The 22557-nt window shown below is 61.2% G+C and carries 21 protein-coding genes; 14 read left to right on the top strand and 7 right to left on the bottom strand.

All coding sequences use genetic code 11. From position 1 onward, the window contains the following. The first annotated feature begins 75 nt into the window (after positions 1 to 75). Together erdR and J1G35_RS06780 are read left to right on the top strand one after the other, a co-directional pair. Positions 76 to 726 carry a response regulator transcription factor ErdR gene (gene erdR / locus J1G35_RS06775; RefSeq protein WP_053137423.1) on the top strand — a complete coding sequence of 217 codons (651 nt, stop codon included), beginning with the start codon at positions 76 to 78 and terminating at the stop codon, positions 724 to 726. A gap of 75 nt (positions 727 to 801) precedes the next feature. Next, complete coding sequence (locus J1G35_RS06780) at positions 802 to 1164, top strand: diacylglycerol kinase (protein WP_053137420.1); 363 nt, start codon at positions 802 to 804, stop codon at positions 1162 to 1164. Between the two features lie 3 nt (positions 1165 to 1167). Here the strand turns inward: J1G35_RS06780 and J1G35_RS06785 are convergent, their stop codons facing one another. Beyond that, positions 1168 to 2094, bottom strand: coding sequence for a LysR family transcriptional regulator (locus J1G35_RS06785; RefSeq protein WP_223014193.1), 927 nt, complete (start codon positions 2092 to 2094; stop codon positions 1168 to 1170). Between the two features lie 125 nt (positions 2095 to 2219). On the opposite strand from J1G35_RS06785, the gene fpr reads away from it, so the two are divergent. Then, the gene (gene fpr / locus J1G35_RS06790; protein WP_003189055.1) at positions 2220 to 2999 is read left to right on the top strand and encodes a ferredoxin-NADP reductase; all 780 of its coding nucleotides are present in this window, start codon (positions 2220 to 2222) and stop codon (positions 2997 to 2999) included. 110 nt (positions 3000 to 3109) lie between these two features. Here the strand turns inward: fpr and tsaA are convergent, their stop codons facing one another. The 5 genes from tsaA to rimO all read right to left on the bottom strand — a co-directional run bounded on the left by tsaA (position 3110) and on the right by rimO (position 7023). Then, a complete protein-coding gene (gene tsaA / locus J1G35_RS06795) occupies positions 3110 to 3805 on the bottom strand; it encodes a tRNA (N6-threonylcarbamoyladenosine(37)-N6)-methyltransferase TrmO (protein WP_223014195.1) in 696 nt (231 codons plus the stop codon). A gap of 3 nt (positions 3806 to 3808) precedes the next feature. Beyond that, complete coding sequence (locus J1G35_RS06800) at positions 3809 to 4270, bottom strand: DUF1456 family protein (protein WP_053137413.1); 462 nt, start codon at positions 4268 to 4270, stop codon at positions 3809 to 3811. A 68-nt stretch (positions 4271 to 4338) separates the two neighbouring features. After that, on the bottom strand, positions 4339 to 5049 hold the full coding sequence (locus tag J1G35_RS06805) for an rRNA pseudouridine synthase (protein ID WP_223014203.1): 711 nt from the start codon (positions 5047 to 5049) through the stop codon (positions 4339 to 4341). A 71-nt stretch (positions 5050 to 5120) separates the two neighbouring features. Then, positions 5121 to 5594 (bottom strand): GNAT family N-acetyltransferase, encoded by a 474-nt coding sequence (locus tag J1G35_RS06810; RefSeq protein ID WP_223014205.1) that lies wholly within the window; start codon positions 5592 to 5594, stop codon positions 5121 to 5123. Positions 5595 to 5694: 100 nt separating this feature from the next. Then, complete coding sequence (rimO, locus tag J1G35_RS06815) at positions 5695 to 7023, bottom strand: 30S ribosomal protein S12 methylthiotransferase RimO (protein WP_169850727.1); 1329 nt, start codon at positions 7021 to 7023, stop codon at positions 5695 to 5697. Positions 7024 to 7324: 301 nt separating this feature from the next. Between rimO and J1G35_RS06820 the strand changes: the two genes are divergently transcribed. The 3 genes from J1G35_RS06820 (at position 7325) to J1G35_RS06830 (ending at position 11013) form a co-directional block, all read left to right on the top strand. Beyond that, positions 7325 to 9226 (top strand): potassium transporter Kup, encoded by a 1902-nt coding sequence (locus tag J1G35_RS06820; protein WP_053137406.1) that lies wholly within the window; start codon positions 7325 to 7327, stop codon positions 9224 to 9226. A 223-nt stretch (positions 9227 to 9449) separates the two neighbouring features. Beyond that, complete coding sequence (locus J1G35_RS06825; RefSeq protein ID WP_053137398.1) at positions 9450 to 10556, top strand: NADH:flavin oxidoreductase/NADH oxidase; 1107 nt, start codon at positions 9450 to 9452, stop codon at positions 10554 to 10556. A 271-nt stretch (positions 10557 to 10827) separates the two neighbouring features. Next, positions 10828 to 11013, top strand: coding sequence for a hypothetical protein (locus J1G35_RS06830; RefSeq protein WP_053137395.1), 186 nt, complete (start codon positions 10828 to 10830; stop codon positions 11011 to 11013). 59 nt (positions 11014 to 11072) lie between these two features. Here J1G35_RS06830 and J1G35_RS06835 read toward each other — a convergent pair whose 3' ends face one another. After that, positions 11073 to 12698, bottom strand: coding sequence for a glucan biosynthesis protein D (locus J1G35_RS06835; RefSeq protein WP_223014207.1), 1626 nt, complete (start codon positions 12696 to 12698; stop codon positions 11073 to 11075). 400 nt (positions 12699 to 13098) lie between these two features. Between J1G35_RS06835 and J1G35_RS06840 the strand changes: the two genes are divergently transcribed. From J1G35_RS06840 to J1G35_RS06875, 8 genes are all read left to right on the top strand, one after another. Then, positions 13099 to 13806 carry a tellurite resistance TerB family protein gene (locus J1G35_RS06840; protein ID WP_053137389.1) on the top strand — a complete coding sequence of 236 codons (708 nt, stop codon included), beginning with the start codon at positions 13099 to 13101 and terminating at the stop codon, positions 13804 to 13806. A 218-nt stretch (positions 13807 to 14024) separates the two neighbouring features. Further along, positions 14025 to 15647 (top strand): methyl-accepting chemotaxis protein, encoded by a 1623-nt coding sequence (locus tag J1G35_RS06845; protein WP_053137388.1) that lies wholly within the window; start codon positions 14025 to 14027, stop codon positions 15645 to 15647. Further along, positions 15647 to 16159: a chemotaxis protein CheW gene (locus tag J1G35_RS06850; RefSeq protein WP_223014209.1), complete on the top strand. Its 513-nt coding sequence runs from the start codon at positions 15647 to 15649 to the stop codon at positions 16157 to 16159. Before J1G35_RS06845 ends, J1G35_RS06850 begins: the two co-directional genes overlap by 1 nt. Continuing rightward, positions 16156 to 17409: a protein-glutamate O-methyltransferase CheR gene (locus J1G35_RS06855; RefSeq protein WP_223014211.1), complete on the top strand. Its 1254-nt coding sequence runs from the start codon at positions 16156 to 16158 to the stop codon at positions 17407 to 17409. Before J1G35_RS06850 ends, J1G35_RS06855 begins: the two co-directional genes overlap by 4 nt. Then, positions 17406 to 18107 carry a chemotaxis protein CheW gene (locus J1G35_RS06860; RefSeq protein WP_223014217.1) on the top strand — a complete coding sequence of 234 codons (702 nt, stop codon included), beginning with the start codon at positions 17406 to 17408 and terminating at the stop codon, positions 18105 to 18107. The genes J1G35_RS06855 and J1G35_RS06860 overlap by 4 nt, the downstream gene beginning before the upstream one ends. Then, a complete protein-coding gene (locus J1G35_RS06865) occupies positions 18104 to 20386 on the top strand; it encodes a hybrid sensor histidine kinase/response regulator (RefSeq protein WP_223014219.1) in 2283 nt (760 codons plus the stop codon). The genes J1G35_RS06860 and J1G35_RS06865 overlap by 4 nt, the downstream gene beginning before the upstream one ends. Further along, positions 20383 to 21393, top strand: a complete 1011-nt coding sequence (locus tag J1G35_RS06870; protein WP_223014221.1) for a chemotaxis response regulator protein-glutamate methylesterase — start codon at positions 20383 to 20385, stop codon at positions 21391 to 21393. Before J1G35_RS06865 ends, J1G35_RS06870 begins: the two co-directional genes overlap by 4 nt. A gap of 51 nt (positions 21394 to 21444) precedes the next feature. Next, positions 21445 to 22446 (top strand): diguanylate cyclase, encoded by a 1002-nt coding sequence (locus tag J1G35_RS06875; RefSeq protein ID WP_053137368.1) that lies wholly within the window; start codon positions 21445 to 21447, stop codon positions 22444 to 22446. Positions 22447 to 22557 lie beyond the last annotated feature (111 nt).

The following is a 22557-nucleotide window of genomic DNA, read 5'->3' on the forward strand; positions in this document are numbered from 1 at the left end:
GCCTGGCCGTTGCCTTGTGTACTGGCGAACCCTGAACCCATCAGGGCTGCCATAAAAAACAGGATCATTTAATTAATGGCCACATACGAAATCCTGATAGCCGATGACCATCCGCTGTTTCGCAGTGCATTGCACCAGGCCGTGACGCTGGGCCTTGGCCCGGATGTGCGCCTGGTTGAAGTGGCCAGCATTGCCGAGCTGGAAGCCCGCCTTACCGAAAAGTCCGACTGGGATCTGGTGCTGCTCGACCTCAACATGCCCGGCGCCTACGGCTTCTCAGGCCTGGTGCTGCTGCGCGGGCAATACCCGCAGATTCCCGTGGTGATGGTTTCGGCCCAGGAAGACGCTGACGTGGTGGTGCGCTCCAAGGAGTTTGGCGCCAGCGGTTTTATCCCCAAGTCCAGCGCCATGGAAGATATCCAGAACGCCGTGCGTAAGGTGCTCGACGGTGATGTGTCCTGGCCGCCGCAAGCGTTTGAAGAAATCAACGTGTCCGATGAAGCCAAAGCCGCCCGCGATGGCCTGGCCAGCCTGACGCCGCAGCAGTTTCGAGTGTTGACGATGGTCTGCGAAGGGTTGCTGAACAAGCAGATCGCCTATGAGTTGAGCGTGTCGGAAGCGACCATCAAGGCTCACGTCACAGCGATCTTTCGCAAACTCGGGGTGCGCACGCGGACCCAGGCGGCGCTGCTCTTGCAACAACTTGAGTCAATTTCGCAGCATTAAGTTGTTACCGATTCACGCTTTTTTGACTTTGCGTGATCTAGTTTCCCCACTTCTTTGGTTCAGTTGCCTACGTCTATGTCGCCTTTCAAGGGTCAAACCGGTCTCAAACGTATCTTTAATGCAGGGGGTTATTCCCTGGATGGCCTGCGCGCGGCTTTCACCGGTGAGGCGGCGTTCCGCCAACTGGTGCTGCTGAACGTCATCCTGATCCCTCTGAGCTTTTTCCTGCACGTCAGCCGTGTCGAACGGGCGCTGTTGATTGCGGTGTGCCTGTTGGCCTTGATCGTTGAATTGCTCAATTCGGCGGTAGAAGCGGCCATCGACCGTATCTCCCTCGACCGCCACCCCCTGTCGAAAAATGCCAAGGACATGGGCAGCGCCGCGCAATTCGTGGCACTGACCATGATTACTCTGGTGTGGGTGGTGATCCTGATCTAACGATCAGGCAATGCTCGGCAGCACGATCTCGTCGCTGCGCTGAACCCCGGCGGTAAAAGCACGGCACAGCTCCAGGAACTCGCGCATCGCCGAGGTCTGGTATTTCTGCTTGTGCCAGATGAAATAGAACTGTCGCGCCAGGTCCAGGTCCGGGGTTTCCACCGGTACCAGGCTGCCGCGGCGGAACGCATCGCGCAGTGCCAGGCGAGAGATGCAGCCAATTCCCAAACCCGACTCCACCGCCCGTTTGATCGCCTCGGTGTGCTCCAGCTCCAGGCGGATATTCAGCGAGCTGCGGTGATGGCGCATGGCCTGGTCAAAGGTTAGGCGCGTACCCGAGCCTTGTTCCCGCAGGATCCATGCCTCATGGGTCAACTCTTCCAGGGTGGCCACGCCGCGCTTGGCCAGGGGGTGCTGAGGCGCACAGAACACTACCAATTCATCCTCTACCCAGGTTTGCACCTCGATATCCGGGTGGCTGCAGTCGCCTTCGATTAGACCCAGGTCAATTTCATAGTGCGCAACCTGGTGCACGATATTGGCAGTGTTCTGCACATGCAGCTTCACCTGGCTTTCCGGGTGCTGCTGCATGAAGCTGCCGATCAGCAGGGTGGCCAGGTAATTACCAATGGTCAGGGTAGCGCCGACCGCCAGGGAGCCGAAGCCGGACTTACCGTTGAGCAGGTCTTCGATCTCCTTGGCCTGGTCCAGCAGCGCCACCGCTTGAGGCAACAGCTGATGGCCCAAGGCGTTGAGACTCAGGCGTTTACCGGCGCGGTCGAATAATTGGCAGCTGGATTGGCGCTCCAGCTCGGTAATCGAGGTGCTGGCGGCGGATTGAGATAAGGCCAGAAGGCCAGCAGCGCGAGAGACGCTTTCCTGCTGGGCGACGGCGACGAAGACTTGCAGTTGACGGAGAGTAAATCGCATATCGATATAACCGATAACCCTTATCTTAATAATCCAGTTAACAGATATTGTCGCCGCCATTAGAATGCTGTGCAATTGCGCATCTACACCTTTGGCGCAGACCCATTTCCAGGAGTCCCCCGTACATGAGCAACATGAACCACGAGCGTGTCCTCAGTGTTCATCACTGGAACGACACTCTGTTCAGCTTCAAGTGCACCCGCGATCCGGGCCTGCGCTTCGAGAACGGTCAGTTCGTGATGATCGGCCTGCAACAGCCCAACGGCCGCCCGCTCATGCGCGCTTACTCCATTGCCAGCCCGAACTGGGAAGAGCATCTGGAGTTCTTCAGCATCAAGGTGCCGGATGGCCCGCTGACTTCCCAATTGCAGCACTTGAAGGAAGGCGACGAGATCATCATCAGCAAAAAACCGACAGGCACCCTGGTGCTTGACGATTTGAAGCCGGGCAAACACCTGTACCTGCTCAGCACCGGTACTGGCCTTGCTCCATTCATGAGCGTGATCCAGGACCCGGAAACCTACGAGCGTTTCGAAAAAGTGATCCTGTGCCACGGCGTGCGTTACGTCAACGAAGTCGCTTACCGCGAATTCATCACCGAGCACCTGCCGCAGAACGAGTTCTTCGGCGAGGCCCTGCGTGACAAGTTGATCTACTACCCGACCGTGACCCGCGAGCCATTCGAAAACGAAGGCCGCCTGACCGACCTGATGCGCAGCGGCAAGCTGTTCAGCGACATCGGCCTGCCACCGATCAACCCCGAGGACGACCGCGCCATGCTGTGCGGCAGCCCAAGCATGTTGGACGAGACCAGCGAAGTGCTGAACAGCTTCGGCCTGAAGGTTTCGCCACGCATGCGTGAGCCGGGTGATTACTTGATCGAGCGCGCGTTCGTCGAGAAATAACTGCGGTAAAAAATGTGGGCTTGCTCCCGATGGCGGTGGGTCAGTCGATATACAAGTTGACTGATCCACCGCCATCGGGAGCAAGCCCCCTCCCACATTGGGTTTCCGGTTTATCCCGCCGGAACCACTTCCAGCACACAAATCATCCCAGCCTCAGGATAGTGCCAGCGCACATCCACATCCCAGAACTGCGCCCCGTATTCGCGCTCCGGCCCTGGCGTCTGGTACGCCGGCCGTGGATCCTGTGCCAGGCACTGATCGATCAACTCCACCAATGGCTCCCCAAGGCGCTGGGCGTGGCCTTGTGCCTGCTGCAGCGCCGTCTTCAGCCACTGCACGGCAATCAGCTGCGGCGCACCGCTGGCGATGTTGTTGGTGGCCGTGTCGATGATGTCGGCGTAGGGCACATACGGCTTGATATCCAATACCGGTGTGCCATCGAGCAAATCGATCCCGGAAATCCACAGCCGCCCCGGCTCGACCTTGTCCAGCCTGACCACTGACTGGCCAATCCCGTTTGGCCGATGAGTCGCGCGGGTCGCAAACACGCCCATGGACGTGTTGCCGCCCAGGCGGGGCGGGCGTACTTTCAGGCGGGGCTTGTCTTCCAGGGCCTGGTGGAAAAGAAACAACAGCCACACGTGGCTGACCTGCTCCAGGCCCTGTACCGCTTCACCCTGGTCGAACGGCGCCACCAACTCCAGCACGCCCCGCGCGGCAGGCGCCAGTTGCGGTTGGCGCGGGATGGCGAACTTCTCCTTGAAGCAGGAGCGTACGAAGCCGACGGGCGAGACCTGGTAACTCATGGCTTACGCGCGAACCCGCAGCGTCAGGCCCTTGAGGAAGTTGCGCAGCAACTGGTCGCCACAGGTGCGGTAGTTGGTGTGGCCGAACTTGCGGAACAGCGCGCTCAGCTCAGGTTTGGACACCGGGAATTCGGCAGCCTTGAGGATGGCGTGCATGTCGTCTTCCTTCAGCTCGAAGGCCACGCGCAGCTTCTTGAGGATGATGTTGTTGGTCACCGGCGTTTCGATCGGCTGCGGCGGACGGCTTTCGTCCTTGCCGCGCTTGAAAATCACCAAGCCATCGAGGAAGTGGGCCATGACGTCATCCGGGCAGAACACAAAGCCCTCTTCCTCGTCTTTCTTGAGGTAAGTCAGCAGGTCTTCCTTGGTCACGTCCATGCCGCCGAGCTTGATGAGCTCGACCATCTTGTTGTCGCTGATGTCGAGCATGTAGCGCACGCTGCGCAGTACGTCATTGTGAATCATGGTGGGCAATCCTGGTTTTCAACGGTGGGCGCCGCCGGGTGGGGCGGTGCCTGGAAAGGGGAGGCGGCTTAGAACTTCTCTTTGCCGGACAGGTAACGCCATTGGCCAACTGGCACTTTGCCGATGGACACGCCGCCGATGCGAATGCGGCGGATGGCGATGACCTTCAGGCCAATGGCTTCGCAGAACAGGGCGATTACGCCCGGTTGCGGGTTTTTCATCGCAAAGCGCAGGCGATTTTCGTTCTGCCAGCTGGCTTTTACGGCTGGCAGCTCTTTGCCTTTGTAGGTCAGGCCGTGGTTCAGGCGGTTGAGGCCGTGGGCAACCATGTCGCCTTCAACCTCTACCACGTATTCCTGCTCGATCTTGGCGGCATCGGCGGTCAACTTGCGCAGAATCTTCCAGTCCTGGGTAAACACCAACAGGCCGCTGGCCTTGGCTTGCAGGTCGGCGCTGGCGGTCAGGCGCAGGAAATGGCCCTTGAGCGGACGCTTGCTGAAGCGGTGTTCTTCGGACAGGGTTTCGGCGCTGATCGAGGCCATTGCCGTCTCGGCATCGACACCAACCGGGGCATGGAACAGGATGGTCACCGGCTCTGGCGCGGTGGCCTTGGCCTCTGGGTCCAGTTCGACCTTCTGGGTGGTGATCTTGAATTGCGGTTCGTCGATCACTTCACCGTCCACCGAGACCCAGCCGCCTTCGATAAACAGCTCAGCCTCCCGACGGGAGCAACCGACCAGTTCGATAAGGCGTTTGGAGAGGCGTATGGGGTCAGTCATGACAAGGGCCGTAACAAAAGGGGGCGGCTATTGTACCTGTGTGGGCGCGGTTAATCCCGACCCCATTTCATTTAGCCCTGGCGGGCCTTTTGTTGTGGCTGGCGCAAGCGCAGGTGCAGCAGTGGATAAGGCTGCCCCAGGCCGTCATGCTCGGTGCGTCCGACCACTTCGAAACCCTGCTTGAAATAGAATCCCAGCGCTTGGGGATTCTGCTCGTTAACGTCCAGCTCGTCGGCATTCATGCAGTCGATCGCATAACGCAGCAACTGCCGGCCGAGGCCCTGGCCCCGGTATGCCGGGTGGATAAACAGCATTTCCACCTTGCCGCACGCCACCCCGGCGAACCCGCTGATACGTTGGCGTGCGTCTTTGGTGCAGATCAGCATCACCGAATCCAGGTAGCGGGTCAGCAGCAGATTTTTCAGTCGCACGATATAACTGTCCGGCAAAAAATCATGGGTGGCCCGCACCGAGGCCTCCCAGATGCGCGCCAACTCTACGTAGTCGCTGGTTTTAGGTGTGTGGATAACCGAATGCTGGCGCATGCCTGCTGCCCCTTGCCATGATTGGCGTTGATGGGCAAAACGATAGACCTAAAAAAGCCCCGCATCTTGTCCAGAGGCAGGGCTTTTCAAGTTTTTTCGATCAGTCGCGCTTTTCAGCCCACAGATCGTATTCATCAGCGTCGGTCACGGTGCACCAGACCTTGTCACCTGGCTTCAGGCCGCTGGCATCGTCGATAAACACGTTACCGTCGATTTCCGGTGCATCGAAGAAGCAACGGCCGACTGCGCCTTGCTCGTCGACTTCGTCGATCAGTACTTCGATTTCCTTGCCGATACGCAGTTGCAGGCGCGCCGAGCTGATCGCCTGCTGGTGCGCCATGAAGCGCTCCCAACGGTCCTGCTTGACGTCATCCGGGACCACGGCCAGGTCGAGCAGGTTGGCCGGGGCACCTTCCACGGGCGAGTACTGGAAGCAACCCACGCGGTCCAGTTGCGCTTCGGTCAGCCAGTCCAGCAGGTACTGGAAGTCTTCTTCGGTTTCGCCGGGGAAGCCGACGATGAAGGTCGAGCGGATGATCAGCTCGGGGCAGATCTCGCGCCAGTTCTTGATACGCGCCAGGGTCTTGTCTTCGAAGGCTGGGCGTTTCATGGCCTTGAGCACTTTCGGGCTGGCGTGCTGGAACGGGATGTCCAGGTACGGCAGGATCTTGCCGGCAGCCATCAACGGGATCAGCTCGTCCACATGCGGGTACGGGTAGACGTAGTGCAGGCGCACCCACACGCCCAGGCTGCTGAGGGCTTCGCAGAGTTCGGTCATGCGGGTTTTCACCGGCGCGCCGTTCCAGAAGCCAGTGCGGTATTTCACGTCGACGCCGTAGGCGCTGGTGTCCTGGGAGATCACCAGCAGCTCTTTGACGCCGGATTTGACCAGGCGCTGGGCCTCGTCGAGCACGTCACCCACCGGACGGCTGACTAGCTTGCCGCGCATCGACGGGATGATGCAGAAGCTGCAGCTGTGGTTGCAGCCTTCGGAGATCTTCAGGTACGCATAGTGACGCGGGGTCAGCTTGATGCCTTGCGGCGGTACCAGGTCGATCAGCGGGTTGTGATCCTGGCGCGGCGGCACCACCTGGTGCACGGCATTGACCACCTGCTCGTACTGCTGCGGGCCGGTCACGGCCAGTACGCTTGGGTGCACGTTGCGGATATTGCCTTCTTCCACCCCCATGCAGCCGGTCACGATGACCTTGCCGTTTTCCTTGATGGCTTCGCCGATCACTTCCAAGGACTCTGCCTTGGCCGAGTCGATGAAGCCGCAGGTGTTGACCACCACCACATCAGCGTCCTGGTAAGTGGACACAACGTCATAGCCTTCCATACGCAGTTGCGTGAGGATGCGCTCGGAATCGACGAGCGCCTTCGGGCAACCCAGGGAAACAAAGCCAACCTTGGGGTTGGCTTTTGCGATGGTGGTGGACATGTCTAACCTCGGTATTGAATGACGCCGCCAGTCGGGCACGACAGGGCTGCGGACGGGCGCTTGCTGCGCCTCTGATCAAAAAGTGCGCAATTCTAGCGACGGGCAACGCACTTGACCAGCTTTATGCAGGGAAATGCGACGAGTGCTGCGCTATGCTTCGCGCCGTTGCGCACGGGTAAAACCCTTGGGTCAATAAAACGTCTGTTACGAGAAGTAAAACAGCGCATGCTAGGGTCTGCTTAGGCGCGTTGTTTATAAGAGACCTCAGGTCAAAGGGCAGGAGTGGTTGATGGGTCAGGCAAGTAGTCAGGCAGCAGGTGCCGAGCAATCCAACACAAAGCCGATTGGCATGTTGGTGGCAGCAGTCGGGGTGGTTTACGGCGATATCGGCACCAGTCCGCTCTATACCCTTAAAGAAGTGTTCACCGGCGGTTATGGGGTCCAGGTCAACCATGACGGCGTGTTGGGGATTTTGGCGCTGATCTTCTGGTCGCTGATCTGGGTCGTATCGATCAAATACATGCTGTTCGTGCTGCGCGCCGACAACCAGGGCGAGGGCGGCATTATGGCGTTGACTGCCTTGGCGCGACGGGCGGCAGGCGAGCGCAAGAAGCTGCGCAGTTTCCTGGTGGTCTGCGGCCTGTGTGGCGCGGCGCTGTTTTATGGCGACAGCATGATCACCCCGGCAATTTCCGTATTGTCGGCGGTAGAAGGCCTGGAGCTGGCGTTCGACGGTCTGGAGAAGTGGGTCGTGCCGATTGCACTGGTGGTGCTGGTGGCGCTGTTCCTGATCCAAAAACACGGCACTGACCGCATCGGCAAGCTCTTCGGACCGGTGATGGTGACGTGGTTCCTGGTGCTGGGTGGTCTGGGCATCTATGGCATCGTCCAGCATCCTGAAGTGCTCAAGGCGTTGAACCCGATGTGGGCCGTGCGTTTCTTCGAGGCTCACCCAGGCATCGGTGTGGCCATCCTGGGTGCAGTGGTGCTGGCGTTGACCGGTGCCGAAGCGCTGTACGCCGACATGGGCCACTTCGGTCGCAAGCCGATTGCCCGCGCCTGGTTCATCCTGGTGTTGCCGGCGCTGGTGCTCAACTATTTCGGCCAGGGCGCCATGCTGCTGGGCGATCCAGAAGCCGCACGCAACCCTTTCTACCTGCTGGCGCCGAGTTGGGCGCTGATCCCGTTGGTGGTGTTGTCGACCCTGGCCACGGTGATTGCGTCCCAGGCGGTGATTTCCGGCGCGTTCTCATTGACGCGCCAGGCAATCCAGCTGGGTTACATCCCGCGCATGCATATCCAGCACACCTCCAGCGCCGAGCAGGGCCAGATCTACATCGGCGCGGTGAACTGGTCGCTGATGGTCGGCGTGATCCTGCTGGTGCTGGGCTTCGAGTCCTCCAACGCACTGGCCTCGGCCTACGGCGTGGCTGTGACCGGCACCATGCTGATGACCACCATCCTGGTCTCGGCGGTGATGTTGCTGCTGTGGAAATGGCCACCCATTCTGGCAGTGCCGGTACTGGTCTGCTGCCTGCTGGTGGACGGGCTGTACTTCGCCGCCAACGTGCCGAAGATCATCCAGGGCGGTGCTTTCCCGGTATTGGCGGGGATTGTGCTGTTCGTGCTGATGACCACCTGGAAGCGCGGCAAGCAATTGCTCGTTGATCGCCTTGACGAAGGTGGCCTGCCGCTGCCGATCTTTATCAGCAGTATTCGCATGCAGCCGCCGCATCGCGTGCAGGGCACGGCAGTGTTCCTCACCGCCCGCCCGGACGCCGTGCCCCATGCGCTGTTGCACAACCTGTTGCATAACCAGGTGCTGCATGCGCAAGTGGTGCTGCTGACGGTGGTCTACGAAGACATTCCGCGCGTACCCGCCGCACGACGTTTTGAGGTGGATGCCTATGGCGAAGGCTTCTTCCGGGTGATCCTGCACTTTGGCTTCACTGATGAGCCGGACGTGCCCGAAGCGCTGAAACTGTGCCATTTGGACGACCTGGACTTCAGTCCGATGCGGACCACGTATTTCCTCAGCCGTGAAACGGTGATCGCCTCGCGCATCAAGGGCATGGCCCGTTGGCGCGAAGCCTTGTTCGCCTTCATGCTCAAGAACGCCAACGGCAACCTGCGGTTTTTCAAGCTCCCGGTCAACCGGGTGATCGAGCTGGGCACCCAGGTCGAGATGTAGCGTGTGCTTCACGGGAGCCGGCAATCGGCTCCCGCTTTGCTTCTGAACCCTGTGCAATCCACTGTTGTCGACTAGGCTCTACGCACGGTTGTGTAGGCGCGGGCTTGCCCGCGAAAAACGTCAACGGTAACGCGTCAATCCTTGATAAACGCGGTGCCTATGAGGCTTTCGCGAGCAAGCTCGCTCCTACAGAAGTGCCCAAAAAGCCCAGAAGAGGTGCGCCATGAGTCAGCTGCTCGAACCCTATACCCTGCGCCAATTGACCCTGCTCAACCGCATTGCGGTGTCGCCGATGTGCCAATACTCAAGCGTCGATGGCCTGGCCAATGACTGGCACCTGGTCCACCTCGGCAGCCGCGCGGTTGGCGGCGCCGGGCTGATATTCACCGAAGCCACCGCTGTGACTGCCGATGGCCGCATCACTGCCCAAGACCTGGGCCTGTGGCAGGACGAACAGATCGAACCCCTGCAACGCATCACGCGTTTTATCGCCGCCCAGGGCGCGGTGGCTGGCATCCAGCTGGCTCACGCCGGGCGCAAGGCCAGCACCCACCGGCCGTGGATCGGTAAGCATGGCAGCGTCAAACCGGAAGATGGCGGCTGGGTGCCGGTGGGGCCATCGCCGATTGCCTTTGACCCGCAGCACACGCCACCCAAGCCATTGGATGAAGCGCAGATCCAGCAGGTGATTGCCGACTTTGTCGCGGCGGCCAAGCGCGCCCTGACCGCCGGGTTTGAAGTGGTGGAAATCCATGCTGCCCATGGTTACTTGTTGCATCAGTTCCTGTCGCCCATCAGCAACCAGCGCCAGGACCAGTACGGCGGCTCGTTTGAAAATCGTATCCGCCTGGTGTTGCAAGTGACCGAAGCGGTGCGCGACGTCTGGCCCCAGGATTTGCCGCTGTTCGTGCGGGTCTCGGCCACCGACTGGGTGGAAGACGGCTGGAACCCCGATGAAACCGTGGAACTGGCGCGCCGCCTCAAAGACCTTGGCGTGGACCTGATCGACGTATCCTCCGGTGGCACTGCCGCCAACGCTGAAATCCCCACCGGCCCCGGCTACCAGACGCGCTTTGCCGAGCGTGTGCGCAAAGAGTCCGGTATTGCCACCGGCACCGTTGGCATGATCACCGAACCGGCCCAGGCTGAGCACATCCTGCGCACCTGCCAGGCCGATATCATCTTCCTGGCCCGTGAATTACTGCGTGATCCCTACTGGCCGTTGCACGCCGATGATGATCTGGGCGGGCGCAAGGCCATCTGGCCAGCTCAGTACCAGAGGGCGACCCATCGGGACCAGCCGATTCATGAGTCTGACCTGAGGGATTGATCCCCTATCTGCCCCATCGAAACCCACCCTCAAGCGGTGGGTTTTTTCTGCCTGCTGCTGTGGGAAGACGTTGTAGGTATTTGTTACCGAAGTAATTTTTTAAGTGAATACTCTAAAAAAATCCCACACGTAACGAGATTCTTTCTACGCTTAGGGTAGGACTGATTTCTGGCCCAGGGAGTCAGTCTGTTTGTCCGCGCAGGCATTGCGCTTGACGGGAAAAGGTTTGTGGGCGCCGGGAGTATTTGATCGATATCAGGAGAAACAGTCCATGGCCAAGTCCTATGGTGTAGCGGGTGTGGTGGCGTCTTTTTTGACCCGCAGGATGTCCTTGCGTGGCAGCAGGTTGAGTTCAGACGAAGCCGAATTACTGGCGCAGTATCGCGCCCTGACCGAAAGCGATCAGGTGGCGATGCGGTATCTGATTGGGGCGATGAAGAGTGTGTCGCGCTTCTGACGTCGTGTTGAGCAAGGTGGGAGGGCGCCCGTCGAATGGTCGCCCTCCCTCCCACATTGTCAGGTGTACTTGCGCTGCTCCGGCGCAGGCGGGAAGTACTGGTACAGCCAGGTTTCACTCAAGGTGCGGTCCTGGGTGCGGATAAACAGGCGCAGTTCCACCGGCTCCACGCTGTCGCTGGTGGGGTACCAGTCGAACAGAATGCGGTAGCCCTTGATGTTGTCGAGCACCAGCACGCTGAAATCCTTCACTTCACCGTGTGAGCAGGTCACCACCGGTTCGATCCCGGTGCCTGGAGGCAAGCGATCCAGGCCGCCGCCCTTGAAGTCCACGGCAAACCGGCGCGCCCAGACCGTCGGGTAGTGCTCGCCCGGAGCCCAACCTTCGGTAAAGCCGCCCATGCCGGAACGGGTTGCGTCGACTTGCGCCAGCGGTGTGCTCACCGGAGGCAGTGCGCTCCAGTACAGCTTGTAGCCATAGTTGAGTGAATCGCCGGCCGCCACGGGTTTTTTCGGGGTCCAGAAGGCCACGATGTTATCCAGGGTCTCGCCGGTGGTGGGGATTTCCAACAGGTCGATCGAGCCTTCGCCCCAGGCGGTGGTGGGTTCGACCCACAGGCTTGGGCGCTTGCTGTACCAGTCCACGGTGTCCTGGTAGCTGGCGAATTCGTGGTCGGTCTGCACCAGGCCGAAACCTTTCGGGTCGGTGTCGGCGAACGCGTTGAATTGCAGCTTGGCCGGGTTATTCAACGGGCGGCAGATCCACTCGCCATTGCCACGCCACATCGCCAGGCGGTCCGAATCGTGGATTTGCGGGTGGATGGTGTCGCACATGCGGCGCTCATGGGTGCCGCAACTGAACATGCTGGTCATGGCGGCGATGCCCAACTGTTCGATGGCGGTACGTGCGTTGATGTGGGCGTCGATGGCCATCACCACCTGGTTGGCCTGGCAGTCGATATCGAAGCGATAGGCACCGGTGGCGCTCGGCGAGTCGAGCAGGGCGTAGACCACAAAGCGAGTGGCGTTCTTGTCCGGGGTCTCGAACCAGAACTGCGTGAAATCGGGGAACTCCTCGCGTTTTTTCGCGTAGGTATCAATCGCCAGGCCGCGTGCGGAAAGGCCGTACTGGCCGGTGGAATCCACCGCGCGGAAATAGCTGGCGCCGAGAAACGACAGCACGTCATGGCGATCCAGTTCCGGTGCCTTGAACAGCTTGAAGCCGGAGAACCCCAGGTCGCCGGTCAGCTGTTTGGTGTCGACGGTGGTTTTTTCATAGTTGAACAGCGAAGGGCGGAAATGCACTTCGCGGGCTTCACGGGTCTTCGGGTCGACGCTGTGCATGCGCACCGGCGTCTTGAAACCCATGCCGACGTGGAAGAACTGCACGTCGAGTTGGCCGTTCAATTCCTTCCACAGCGAATGGTTGCCGTCGTAGCCGATGGCGTTGAAATTCTGCGGAGTCATGGTCGCCAGTGTGGGCGGCAGCACCTGCTTGGTGTCTTTATACGCGGTGCCGGCGAGCTGTTTAGCTTGGGCCTTGAGCGTTTCAAAATCGAACGCCACGGCCTTGCCATCGGCGGCTCGGTTCCCGGCCCAGGCTTGTGCAGCGAGCAGACCGCTGGCCGATAAACCGGTGTAGGCCGCAATGGCCATGGAGGCTTTGAGCAAATTCCTGCGGTGCATAGAGACAACCTGTCGTGAGCAAATCCCGCGCCGTTCCTGGCACGTGCTGGATCAGAAATTACGGTTCGGACATGCCTTCGGCCAAACGCAACGGACATTAAACAGACGCCGGATAGCTTAAGCGGTTCGATGGTGTAGGAAAATTGATTGATGGCGGTGTGATGGCGTTGCATGTGAAACAAGACATTTCCGGTGCTGTGAGTGAACACATTACCCACGAATTATGAAGATCCAGATGTGGGAAGGGGGATGGCGACTATAGATTTGTTCGAGCGTATATCGATTTAAGCGAAGGGCCGCGGCGTTACATCTGGAAGCACTCTAGCTCGCGGCTTTTTGGCACTTAGTTTTACGCTGGGGGCCTATTGGTCCTATGAACCCTAGTGTCTGGAGGCTACGAATGAATACCCGTGGATTGCTCGATCAGTTGCTCAAGTCCGGCCAGGACATGTTGCAGAACAAAACCGGCGGCCAGCGCAAGCAGGACGATAAAGGCGCACTCGGTGGGCTGCTAGGCGGCGGCGGGCTTGGCAGCCTGCTCGGCGGCGCTGGCGGCGGAGCCCTGGCGGCGGGCGCCATGGGCCTGTTGCTGGGCAACAAGAAGGCGCGCAACTTTGGCGGCAAGGCCCTGACCTACGGGGGGCTGGCCGCGTTGGGCGTGATTGCCTACAAAGCTTATGGCAACTGGCAAGCCAACCAGGCCAACGCACCTCAAGGCGAGCCGCAAACCATCGACCGGCTGCCACCGGCCCAGGTCGAGCAGCACAGCCAGGCCATCCTCAAGGCCCTGGTCGCTGCAGCCAAGGCTGACGGCCACGTCGACGAGCGTGAGCGCACACTGATTGAAGGTGAATTCACCAAGCTGGACAACGACCGCGAACTGCAAAGCTGGCTGCACGCCGAGCTGAACAAACCGCTGGACCCGGCCGACGTCGCCCGCGCCGCAGGCACCCCGGAAATGGCCGCCGAGATGTACATCGCCAGTGTGATGCTGGTGGATGAGGAAAATTTTATGGAGAAGGCGTACCTGGACGAATTGGCCCGTCAACTGAAACTCGAACCCGGCTTGAAGCTGGAGCTGGAAAAGCAGGTGCGGCTTAACCAATAACCATCGAGTCCGGGCAAATCCAACCTGTGGGAGGGGGCTTGCTCCCGATAGCGGTGGTCCAGTTCGAATCTCTGCAACGGACCCATGGCAATCGGCAGCAAGCCCCTTCCCACAGGTGTTTTTGCAATGTGTGTGCGCCACATCGAAACCCATTGATTAATGGGGGCTTCTGCTCAGCTATACTCCCCTCCATTTGAATGGCCCTTCGAGGAAATACTGTGAAGAACTGGACCTTGCGCCAACGGATTTTGGCGAGTTTTGCGGTCATTATCGCGATCATGCTGCTGATGGTCGTGGTGTCCTACTCACGGTTGATGAAGATCGAAGCCAGTCAGGAATCGGTCCGTGACGATGCGGTGCCGGGGGTTTATCTCAGTTCGATGATTCGCAGCGCGTGGGTCGACAGTTATTTGCAGACCATCGATATCATTGGCCTGCGTGAAGATAAAACCCTGACCAATAGCGACAAGTCGGACTACAAGTCCTTCGAATCGCGCATTGAACAGCAGATGGCCAACTACGAAAAAACCGTTCATAGCCAGGCCGATCGCATGGAGTTCGATAACTTCAAGGCTGCTCATATCAATTACAACAAGGTCCTGGCCCAGGTGCTTGACCGCATCGAAGCCAATGACATGCCAGCGGCGCGCGAGCTGTTGGAGGAGCAATTGACGCCGATCTGGACCGAAGGGCGCATGAAGCTCAACGACATCATCACCGAAAACAAGGCCGTGTCGGATAACGCAACGGCGGCTATTGACGACGCCGTTGCCTCGGCCAAGGTCAGCATGTTCCTGTCGCTGGCCGTGGCGATTCTCGCCGCTGGTCTGTGCGGCCTGCTGCTGATGCGCGCGATCATGGCGCCGATGCAGCGCATCGTCGACATCCTCGGCACCATGCGTGACGGTGACCTGAGCAAACGCCTGAACCTGGCGCGCAAGGACGAATTCAACGCGGTGGAAACCGGCTTCAACGACATGATGACCGAGCTTACGGCCCTGGTGTCCCAGGCCCAGCGTTCTTCGGTGCAGGTCACCACCTCGGTCACCGAGATTGCCGCCACCTCCAAGCAACAACAGGCCACTGCCACCGAAACAGCGGCGACTACTACCGAGATCGGCGCCACTTCGCGGGAAATCGCTGCCACTTCCAAGGACCTGGTCCGCACCATGACCGAAGTATCCACCGCCGCCGATCAGGCCTCGGTGGCTGCTGGCTCCGGCCAGCAAGGCCTGGCGCGCATGGAAGAAACCATGCATTCGGTGATGGGTGCTGCCGACCTGGTAAACGCCAAGCTGGCGATCCTCAATGAGAAGGCCGGCAACATCAACCAGGTGGTTGTCACCATCGTCAAGGTCGCCGACCAGACCAACCTGCTGTCCCTGAATGCCGCCATCGAAGCCGAAAAGGCCGGTGAGTACGGTCGCGGTTTTGCCGTGGTCGCCACCGAAGTACGTCGCCTGGCGGACCAGACCGCCGTGGCTACCTACGATATCGAGCAGATGGTGCGCGAGATCCAGTCGGCGGTGTCGGCTGGCGTGATGGGCATGGACAAGTTCTCCGAAGAAGTGCGCCGAGGCATGTTCGAAGTGCAGCAAGTGGGCGAGCAACTCTCGCAGATCATCCATCAGGTACAGGCCTTGGCGCCGCGGGTGTTGATGGTCAACGAAGGCATGCAGGCCCAGGCCACCGGCGCCGAGCAGATCAACCACGCCCTGGTGCAACTGGGCGATGCCAGCAGCCAGACGGTGGAGTCCCTGCGTCAGGCCAGCTTTGCCATCGATGAACTGAGCCAAGTTGCGGTGGGTCTGCGCAGCGGCGTGTCGCGTTTCAAAGTCTGATGAGCGACCTCACGGCTAAACGCGGCGCCGTCCCGGCAGTGAAAAAAGCCTTGTTCCTGGTGTTTCATATCGGCAGTGAGCGCTTTGCCCTCAAGGCCACGGAAGTGGCCGAGGTGCTGCCACGCCTGCCGCTCAAGCCCATCGCCCACGCGCCATCGTGGGTGGCGGGTATCTTTGCCCATCGCGGGGCGCTGGTGCCGGTCATCGACTTGAGCGCGCTGACCTTCGGCGCAGCGGCCCAGGCGCGTACCAGCACGCGCCTGGTGCTGGTCAATTACCAGCCGCAACCCTGGGTCGAGGCGCGCCGGCTGGGGCTGATCCTGGAACAGGCCACTGACACCCTGCGTTGCGATCCGGCCGAATTTCAACCTTACGGCCTGGATAACCGCCAGGCGCCATACCTGGGGCCGGTGCGGGAGGATGCCCTCGGACTGATGCAGTGGATTGGCGTGAATGAGGTGCTCACCGATGATGTGCGCGCGCTGTTGTTTTCTGCCGAGTTGAGCCTATGAGCAACGATCCGCGCTTCTTTGCCTTCTTGAAAGAACGCATCGGCCTGGACGTCGCCTCGGTCGGCGAAGCCATCATCGAACGCGCCGTGCGCCAGCGCAGCCAGGCCGTGCAGGCGCAAACCCCAGGGGAGTACTGGCAGCACCTGCAAAGCTCCCATGACGAGCAACAAGCGCTGATAGAAGCGGTGATCGTCCCCGAGACCTGGTTTTTCCGTTACCCCGAATCCTTTGCGACCCTGGCCCGACTGGCGCTGGCACGCCTGGCCGAGATCAAGCAGATGCGCGCATTGCGCATCCTCAGCCTGCCGTGCTCCACCGGCGAGGAACCCTATTCGATTGCCATGGCCTTGCTCGATGCCGGGCTGGCGCCGCACCAGTTCAAGGTGCTGGGCCTGGATGTCAGCCCACTGTCGGTGGAGCGCGCCCAGCGTGGGGTGTATGGCAAGAACTCCTTTCGCGGCGGTGACATTGCCTTTCGCGACCGTCATTTCACTGAGTACGGCGACGGGTTCCATATCGCCGACCGCGTACGCGAACAGGTACGCCTGCAAGTCGGCAACCTGCTCGACCCGGCGCTGCTGGCGAACGAGGCGAGCTACGATTTCGTGTTTTGCCGCAACCTGCTGATCTACTTTGACCAGCCCACCCAGAAGCAAGTCTTCGATGTACTCAAGGGCCTGACCCATGTGGATGGCGTGCTGTTCATCGGCCCCGCCGAGGGCAGCTTGTTGGGGCGCCACGGCATGCGCTCGATTGGGGTGCCGCAGTCATTTGCCTTCAGCCGGCATGCCGAACCGGTGAAGCCTGAGCCGGTATTCGTGCCCATGCCGACGCCGCCGCGCCGCGCCGCGCCGATCCCGCTCAAGCCGCGACCGTTTAGCACGGCCAGCACCCAGGTCGTGCCAGTCGAGGCGCCGCCCTCCGATGCGGGCACCTTGCTCAGCCGCATTGCCACCCTGGCCAACGAAGGCAAAAGCGCCGAGGCCCGTGCCGCCTGCGAGCAGTATCTGAACAATCACCCGCCGGCGGCCCAAGTGTTCTACTGGCTGGGGCTGCTCAGCGACGTGGCCGGCAGCGCCCTGGAAGCCCAGGGGTATTATCGAAAAGCCTTGTACCTGGAACCCCAACACCCGCAGGCCTTGATGCACCTGGCCGCCTTGCTGGAGTCCCAGGGCGACAGTGCGGGGGCACGTCGATTGCAGGCGCGCGCCGCCCGTAGCGAGCGAGCAGACAGTGAGTCCAAACGATGAGTAACACCGAGGCGCTCGATACCGCAGGCCTGGACCTGACCCTGGCCGACACCCAAGCCATCGATGACTGCTGGAACCGTATCGGTATCCATGGCGACAAGTCGTGCCCGCTGCTGGTGGAGCATATCCACTGCCGCAACTGCTCGGTGTACTCGGCTGCCGCCACACGTCTGCTGGATCGCTATGCCTTGCAGCAGGACGACCGTCGCCCGGTGGCACCTGCCGAGGCCGACGAAGACATTGTCACCCGTTCGTTATTGATGTTCCGCCTCGGCGAAGAATGGCTGGGCATCGCCACCCGCTGCCTGGTGGAGGTGGCCCCGTTGCAACCGATTCACTCATTGCCACACCAGCGTTCCCGCGCCTTGCTCGGCGTGGCCAATGTGCGTGGTGCGCTGGTGGCGTGCCTGTCGTTGGCGGAGTTGCTCGGACTGGAAACAGCCAGTCCTGGCGTCAGCGGTGGGCGGATCATGCCGCGCATGCTGATCATCGCCGCGCAGGACGGCCCGGTGGTGGTGCCGGTAGACGAAGTGGACGGCATCCATGCCATCGATGAGCGCACCTTGAAGGCCGCATCGGCCTCGGGCACCCAGGCGAGTGCGCGCTACACCCAGGGTGTATTGCAGTGGAAAGGCCGTAGCCTGCGTTGGCTGGACGAGGCGCAGTTGTTGTCCGCCGTGACCCGGAGCCTCACATGACCCCCGACCAGATGCGCGACGCCTCGCTGCTGGAGCTGTTCAGCCTGGAAGCCGATGCACAGACCCAGGTGCTGAGCGCGGGCCTGCTGGCCTTGGAACGCAACCCGACCCAGGCTGACCAGTTGGAAGCCTGCATGCGTGCCGCGCACTCACTCAAGGGGGCGGCGCGAATCGTTGGAGTGGACGCCGGGGTCAGCGTGGCGCATGTCATGGAGGATTGCCTGGTCAGCGCTCAGGAAAGTCGCCTGTACCTGCAACCCGAACATATCGATGCCTTGCTGCAAGGCACCGACTTGCTGATGCGTATCGCCACCCCTGGCAACGACGTCGGCCCGGCGGATATCGACGCTTATGTGGCGTTGATGGAGCGCCTGCTGGATCCTTCGCTGCCCACCGCCAACCTCGCGCCACTGCCGGTGGCGTCCGAGCCGGTTGCGGCGCTGATGATCGAAGAGCTGCCACCAGAACCCGAGCCCGCACCGCCCGTCGCCAGCGACCCACCGCGCCAGGGCAAGCGCATGACCGAAGGGGGCGAGCGCGTGCTGCGGGTGACGGCCGAGCGCTTGAACAGCCTGCTGGACCTGTCGAGCAAATCCCTGGTGGAAACCCAGCGGCTCAAGCCTTACCTGGCCAGCATGCAGCGCCTCAAACGGATTCAAAGCCAGAGCATGCGGGCCCTGGATAGCCTGGATGGTCAGCTCAAGACCCTGGGTTTGAGCCTGGAAGCCGAGGAAGCGCTGGCCGATGCGCGGCGTATGCTGAGCGAGGCCCAGGCGCTGCTGGCGGAAAAAACCGCCGAGCTGGATGAGTTTGGCTGGCAGGCCGGGCAGCGCGCCCAGGTGCTCTACGACACCGCGCTGGCCTGTCGCATGCGTCCGTTTGCCGATGTGCTGGCCGGCCAGGTGCGCATGGTGCGCGACCTCGGCCGCAGCCTGGGCAAGCAAGTGCGCCTGGAGATCGAGGGCGAAAAGACCCAGGTCGACCGCGACGTGCTGGAAAAACTCGAGGCGCCCCTTACCCATCTATTACGCAATGCCGTCGACCACGGCATCGAAATGCCCGATCAACGCCTGCTGGCCGGCAAGCCTGCAGAAGGCTTGATCCGTCTGCGCGCCTCCCATCAGGCCGGTTTGCTGGTGCTGGAGCTGAGTGACGACGGCAATGGCGTCGACCTGGAGCGCCTGCGCGGCACCATCGTTGATCGGCATCTTTCAACCTTGGACACGGCCCTGAACCTGAGCGAAGAGGAACTGCTGACGTTCCTGTTCCTGCCGGGTTTCAGCCTGCGCGACACCGTCACCGAGGTGTCGGGGCGCGGTGTCGGGTTGGATGCGGTGCAGCATATGGTCCGTCAACTGCGCGGCGCGGTGGTGCTGGAGCAGTCGGCGGGGCAGGGCAGTCGTTTCCACCTGGAGGTGCCGCTGACCCTGTCGGTGGTGCGCAGCCTGGTGGTGGAGGTCGGCGAAGAAGCCTATGCGTTCCCGCTGGCGCATATCGAGCGCATGTGCGACCTGGCGCCCGACGACATTGTGCAGTTGGAAGGCCGCCAGCATTTCTGGCACGAAGGTCGGCATGTCGGCCTGGTTGCCGCCAGCCAACTGTTGCAGCGCCCGCCGGGGCAGAACAATGACGAAACCTTGAAGGTGGTGGTGATCCGCGAGCGCGATGCGATTTACGGCATCGCCGTGGAACGCTTTATCGGCGAGCGCACCCTGGTGGTGTTGCCGCTGGATGACCGCCTGGGCAAGGTCCAGGATATTTCCGCCGGCGCCTTGCTGGACGACGGCTCGGTGGTGTTGATCGTCGACGTCGAAGATATGCTGCGCTCGGTGGACAAGCTGCTCAACACCGGGCGCCTGGAACGCATCGCCCGGCGCAGCCAGCAGGCCACCGAGGCACCGCGCAAACGGGTACTGGTGGTGGACGACTCGCTCACCGTGCGTGAGTTGCAGCGCAAATTGCTGCTTAATCGCGGGTACGAAGTGGCCGTCGCGGTCGACGGTATGGACGGCTGGAACGCCTTGCGGTCCGAAGACTTCGACCTGCTTATCACTGACATTGATATGCCTCGTATGGACGGTATTGAATTGGTCACACTCTTGCGCCGTGACAGTCGCCTGCAATCGTTGCCGGTGATGGTGGTGTCGTACAAAGACCGTGAAGAGGACCGCCGTCGCGGGCTGGACGCTGGTGCCGATTATTACCTGGCCAAAGCCAGCTTCCACGATGACGCGCTGCTGGATGCCGTGGTGGAACTGATTGGAGGCCCGCGGGCATGAGGGTTGCGATCGTCAATGACATGCCCCTGGCCGTGGAGGCCCTGCGCCGCGCCTTGAGCTTCGAGCCCGCGCACCAGGTGGTGTGGGTGGCCGGCAATGGCCTGGAAGCGGTGCAGCGCTGCGCTGAACTGACCCCGGACCTGATCCTGATGGATTTGATCATGCCGGTGATGGACGGTGTGGAGGCGACGCGGCTGATCATGGCCGAGACGCCGTGCGCGATCCTGCTGGTGACCGTCGACCGCCAGGCCAATATGAGCCGGGTGTTCGAAGCCATGGGCCACGGCGCCCTGGACGTGGTGGACACGCCGGCACTCGGCGTGGGCAACCCCAAGGATGCGGCGGCACCGTTACTGCGCAAGATCCTCAACATCGGTTGGCTGATCGGCCAGCGCGGCAGCCGTGTGCGCGCCGAAACTGCGCCCGGACGTAACACCGGAAAGCGCCAGAGCCTGGTGGCTATCGGCTCATCGGCGGGTGGGCCGGCTGCCCTGGAAATCCTGCTCAAGGGTTTGCCCCGGGACTTTGCCGCGGCCATTGTGCTGGTGCAGCATGTGGACCAGGTCTTCGCCGCCGGTATGGCCGAGTGGCTGAGCAGTGCCTCCGGCCTTCCGGTGCGCCTGGCCCGCGAAGGCGAACCGCCGCAAAGCGGAGTGGTCCTGCTGGCCGGTACCAATCACCACATTCGTCTGCTGAAGAATGGCACGCTAGCCTATACCGCAGAGCCGGTGAACGAGATTTACCGGCCTTCGATCGATGTGTTCTTCGAAAGTGTGGCCAGCCATTGGTATGGCGATGCTGTCGGCGTACTGCTGACCGGCATGGGCCGTGACGGGGCCCAGGGGCTCAAGGTAATGCGTGAACAAGGTTATTTGACCATCGCCCAGGATCAGCAGAGCTCGGCGGTGTATGGCATGCCCAAAGCGGCGGCGGCGATTGATGCTGCTGTTGAAATTCGCCCACTGGATAGCATTGCGCCCCGATTGCTGGAGGTCTTTGCAAGATGATCATGACCTTCCGCGGTGCTGGCTTGCAGGTAGTAATTCAGGTGACTGCACATGAATGATTTACAGATCGACGACATCAAGACCGACGAAAACGCCGCCATGGTGTTGCTGGTCGACGACCAGGCCATGATCGGCGAAGCCGTACGGCGTGGCCTGGCCCATGAAGAAAACATCGACTTCCACTTCTGCGCCGACCCGCACCAGGCGATTGCCCAGGCCATCCGTATCAAGCCGACGGTGATCCTGCAGGATCTGGTGATGCCGGGCCTCGACGGCCTGACCCTGGTGCGCGAGTACCGCAACCACCCGGCCACCCAGAACATCCCGATCATCGTGCTTTCCACCAAGGAAGACCCGCTGATCAAGAGCGCGGCGTTCTCGGCGGGGGCTAACGATTACCTGGTCAAGCTGCCGGATAACATCGAACTGGTGGCGCGCATCCGCTATCACTCGCGCTCCTACATGACCCTGTTGCAGCGCGATGCCGCCTACCGTGCGCTGCGCGTCAGCCAGCAGCAGTTGCTGGACACCAACCTGGTGTTGCAACGGCTGATGAACTCCGATGGCCTGACCGGGCTGTCCAACCGCCGCCACTTCGACGAATACCTGGAGCTGGAATGGCGGCGCGCCATGCGCGACCAGACCCAGCTGTCGCTGCTGATGATCGACGTGGACTTCTTCAAGACCTACAACGACAGCTTTGGCCACGTCGAAGGCGATGAAGCCCTGCGCAAAGTCGCCACCACCATCCGCGAAGCCAGCAGTCGCCCCTCGGATCTGCCGGCGCGTTACGGTGGCGAAGAGTTCGCCCTGGTGCTGCCGAACACCTCGCCGGGCGGCGCACGGCTGGTGGCGGAAAAGCTGCGCATGGCGGTTGCTGCGCTGAAAATCCCGCATATCGCCCCGGTTGAAGGCTCCAGCCTGACCATCAGCATCGGCCTGTCGACCATGACGCCGGTGCAGGGGACCGATTGCCGCCAGTTGATCATGGCGGCGGACAAGGGCTTGTATACGGCCAAGCACAACGGGCGAAACCTCGTCGGCATCGAGTGACCTGAGGCCGCAACAGATCAAAATGTGGGAGGGGGCTTGCCCCCTCCCACATTTAACCCTGCGTAGTCTGCCTTTTCGCCAGGCGGGCTGCCGCTCCCCCCCGTTTGCCGT

Source organism: Pseudomonas sp. SH10-3B, assembly GCF_019891415.1.
Taxonomy (GTDB): Bacteria; Pseudomonadota; Gammaproteobacteria; order Pseudomonadales; family Pseudomonadaceae; genus Aquipseudomonas.

What these genes read in the sequence shown, in the direction of transcription:
- erdR (WP_053137423.1), top strand. Translation starts at nt 76, where the DNA reads ATGGCCACATACGAAATCCTGATAGCCGATGACCATCCGCTGTTTCGC.
- J1G35_RS06780 (WP_053137420.1), top strand. Translation starts at nt 802, where the DNA reads ATGTCGCCTTTCAAGGGTCAAACCGGTCTCAAACGTATCTTTAATGCA.
- J1G35_RS06785 (WP_223014193.1), bottom strand. Translation starts at nt 2,094, where the DNA reads ATGCGATTTACTCTCCGTCAACTGCAAGTCTTCGTCGCCGTCGCCCAG.
- fpr (WP_003189055.1), top strand. Translation starts at nt 2,220, where the DNA reads ATGAGCAACATGAACCACGAGCGTGTCCTCAGTGTTCATCACTGGAAC.
- tsaA (WP_223014195.1), bottom strand. Translation starts at nt 3,805, where the DNA reads ATGAGTTACCAGGTCTCGCCCGTCGGCTTCGTACGCTCCTGCTTCAAG.
- J1G35_RS06800 (WP_053137413.1), bottom strand. Translation starts at nt 4,270, where the DNA reads ATGATTCACAATGACGTACTGCGCAGCGTGCGCTACATGCTCGACATC.
- J1G35_RS06805 (WP_223014203.1), bottom strand. Translation starts at nt 5,049, where the DNA reads ATGACTGACCCCATACGCCTCTCCAAACGCCTTATCGAACTGGTCGGT.
- J1G35_RS06810 (WP_223014205.1), bottom strand. Translation starts at nt 5,594, where the DNA reads ATGCGCCAGCATTCGGTTATCCACACACCTAAAACCAGCGACTACGTA.
- J1G35_RS06820 (WP_053137406.1), top strand. Translation starts at nt 7,325, where the DNA reads ATGGGTCAGGCAAGTAGTCAGGCAGCAGGTGCCGAGCAATCCAACACA.
- J1G35_RS06825 (WP_053137398.1), top strand. Translation starts at nt 9,450, where the DNA reads ATGAGTCAGCTGCTCGAACCCTATACCCTGCGCCAATTGACCCTGCTC.
- J1G35_RS06830 (WP_053137395.1), top strand. Translation starts at nt 10,828, where the DNA reads ATGGCCAAGTCCTATGGTGTAGCGGGTGTGGTGGCGTCTTTTTTGACC.
- J1G35_RS06835 (WP_223014207.1), bottom strand. Translation starts at nt 12,698, where the DNA reads ATGCACCGCAGGAATTTGCTCAAAGCCTCCATGGCCATTGCGGCCTAC.
- J1G35_RS06840 (WP_053137389.1), top strand. Translation starts at nt 13,099, where the DNA reads ATGAATACCCGTGGATTGCTCGATCAGTTGCTCAAGTCCGGCCAGGAC.
- J1G35_RS06850 (WP_223014209.1), top strand. Translation starts at nt 15,647, where the DNA reads ATGAGCGACCTCACGGCTAAACGCGGCGCCGTCCCGGCAGTGAAAAAA.
- J1G35_RS06855 (WP_223014211.1), top strand. Translation starts at nt 16,156, where the DNA reads ATGAGCAACGATCCGCGCTTCTTTGCCTTCTTGAAAGAACGCATCGGC.
- J1G35_RS06860 (WP_223014217.1), top strand. Translation starts at nt 17,406, where the DNA reads ATGAGTAACACCGAGGCGCTCGATACCGCAGGCCTGGACCTGACCCTG.
- J1G35_RS06865 (WP_223014219.1), top strand. Translation starts at nt 18,104, where the DNA reads ATGACCCCCGACCAGATGCGCGACGCCTCGCTGCTGGAGCTGTTCAGC.
- J1G35_RS06870 (WP_223014221.1), top strand. Translation starts at nt 20,383, where the DNA reads ATGAGGGTTGCGATCGTCAATGACATGCCCCTGGCCGTGGAGGCCCTG.
- J1G35_RS06875 (WP_053137368.1), top strand. Translation starts at nt 21,445, where the DNA reads ATGAATGATTTACAGATCGACGACATCAAGACCGACGAAAACGCCGCC.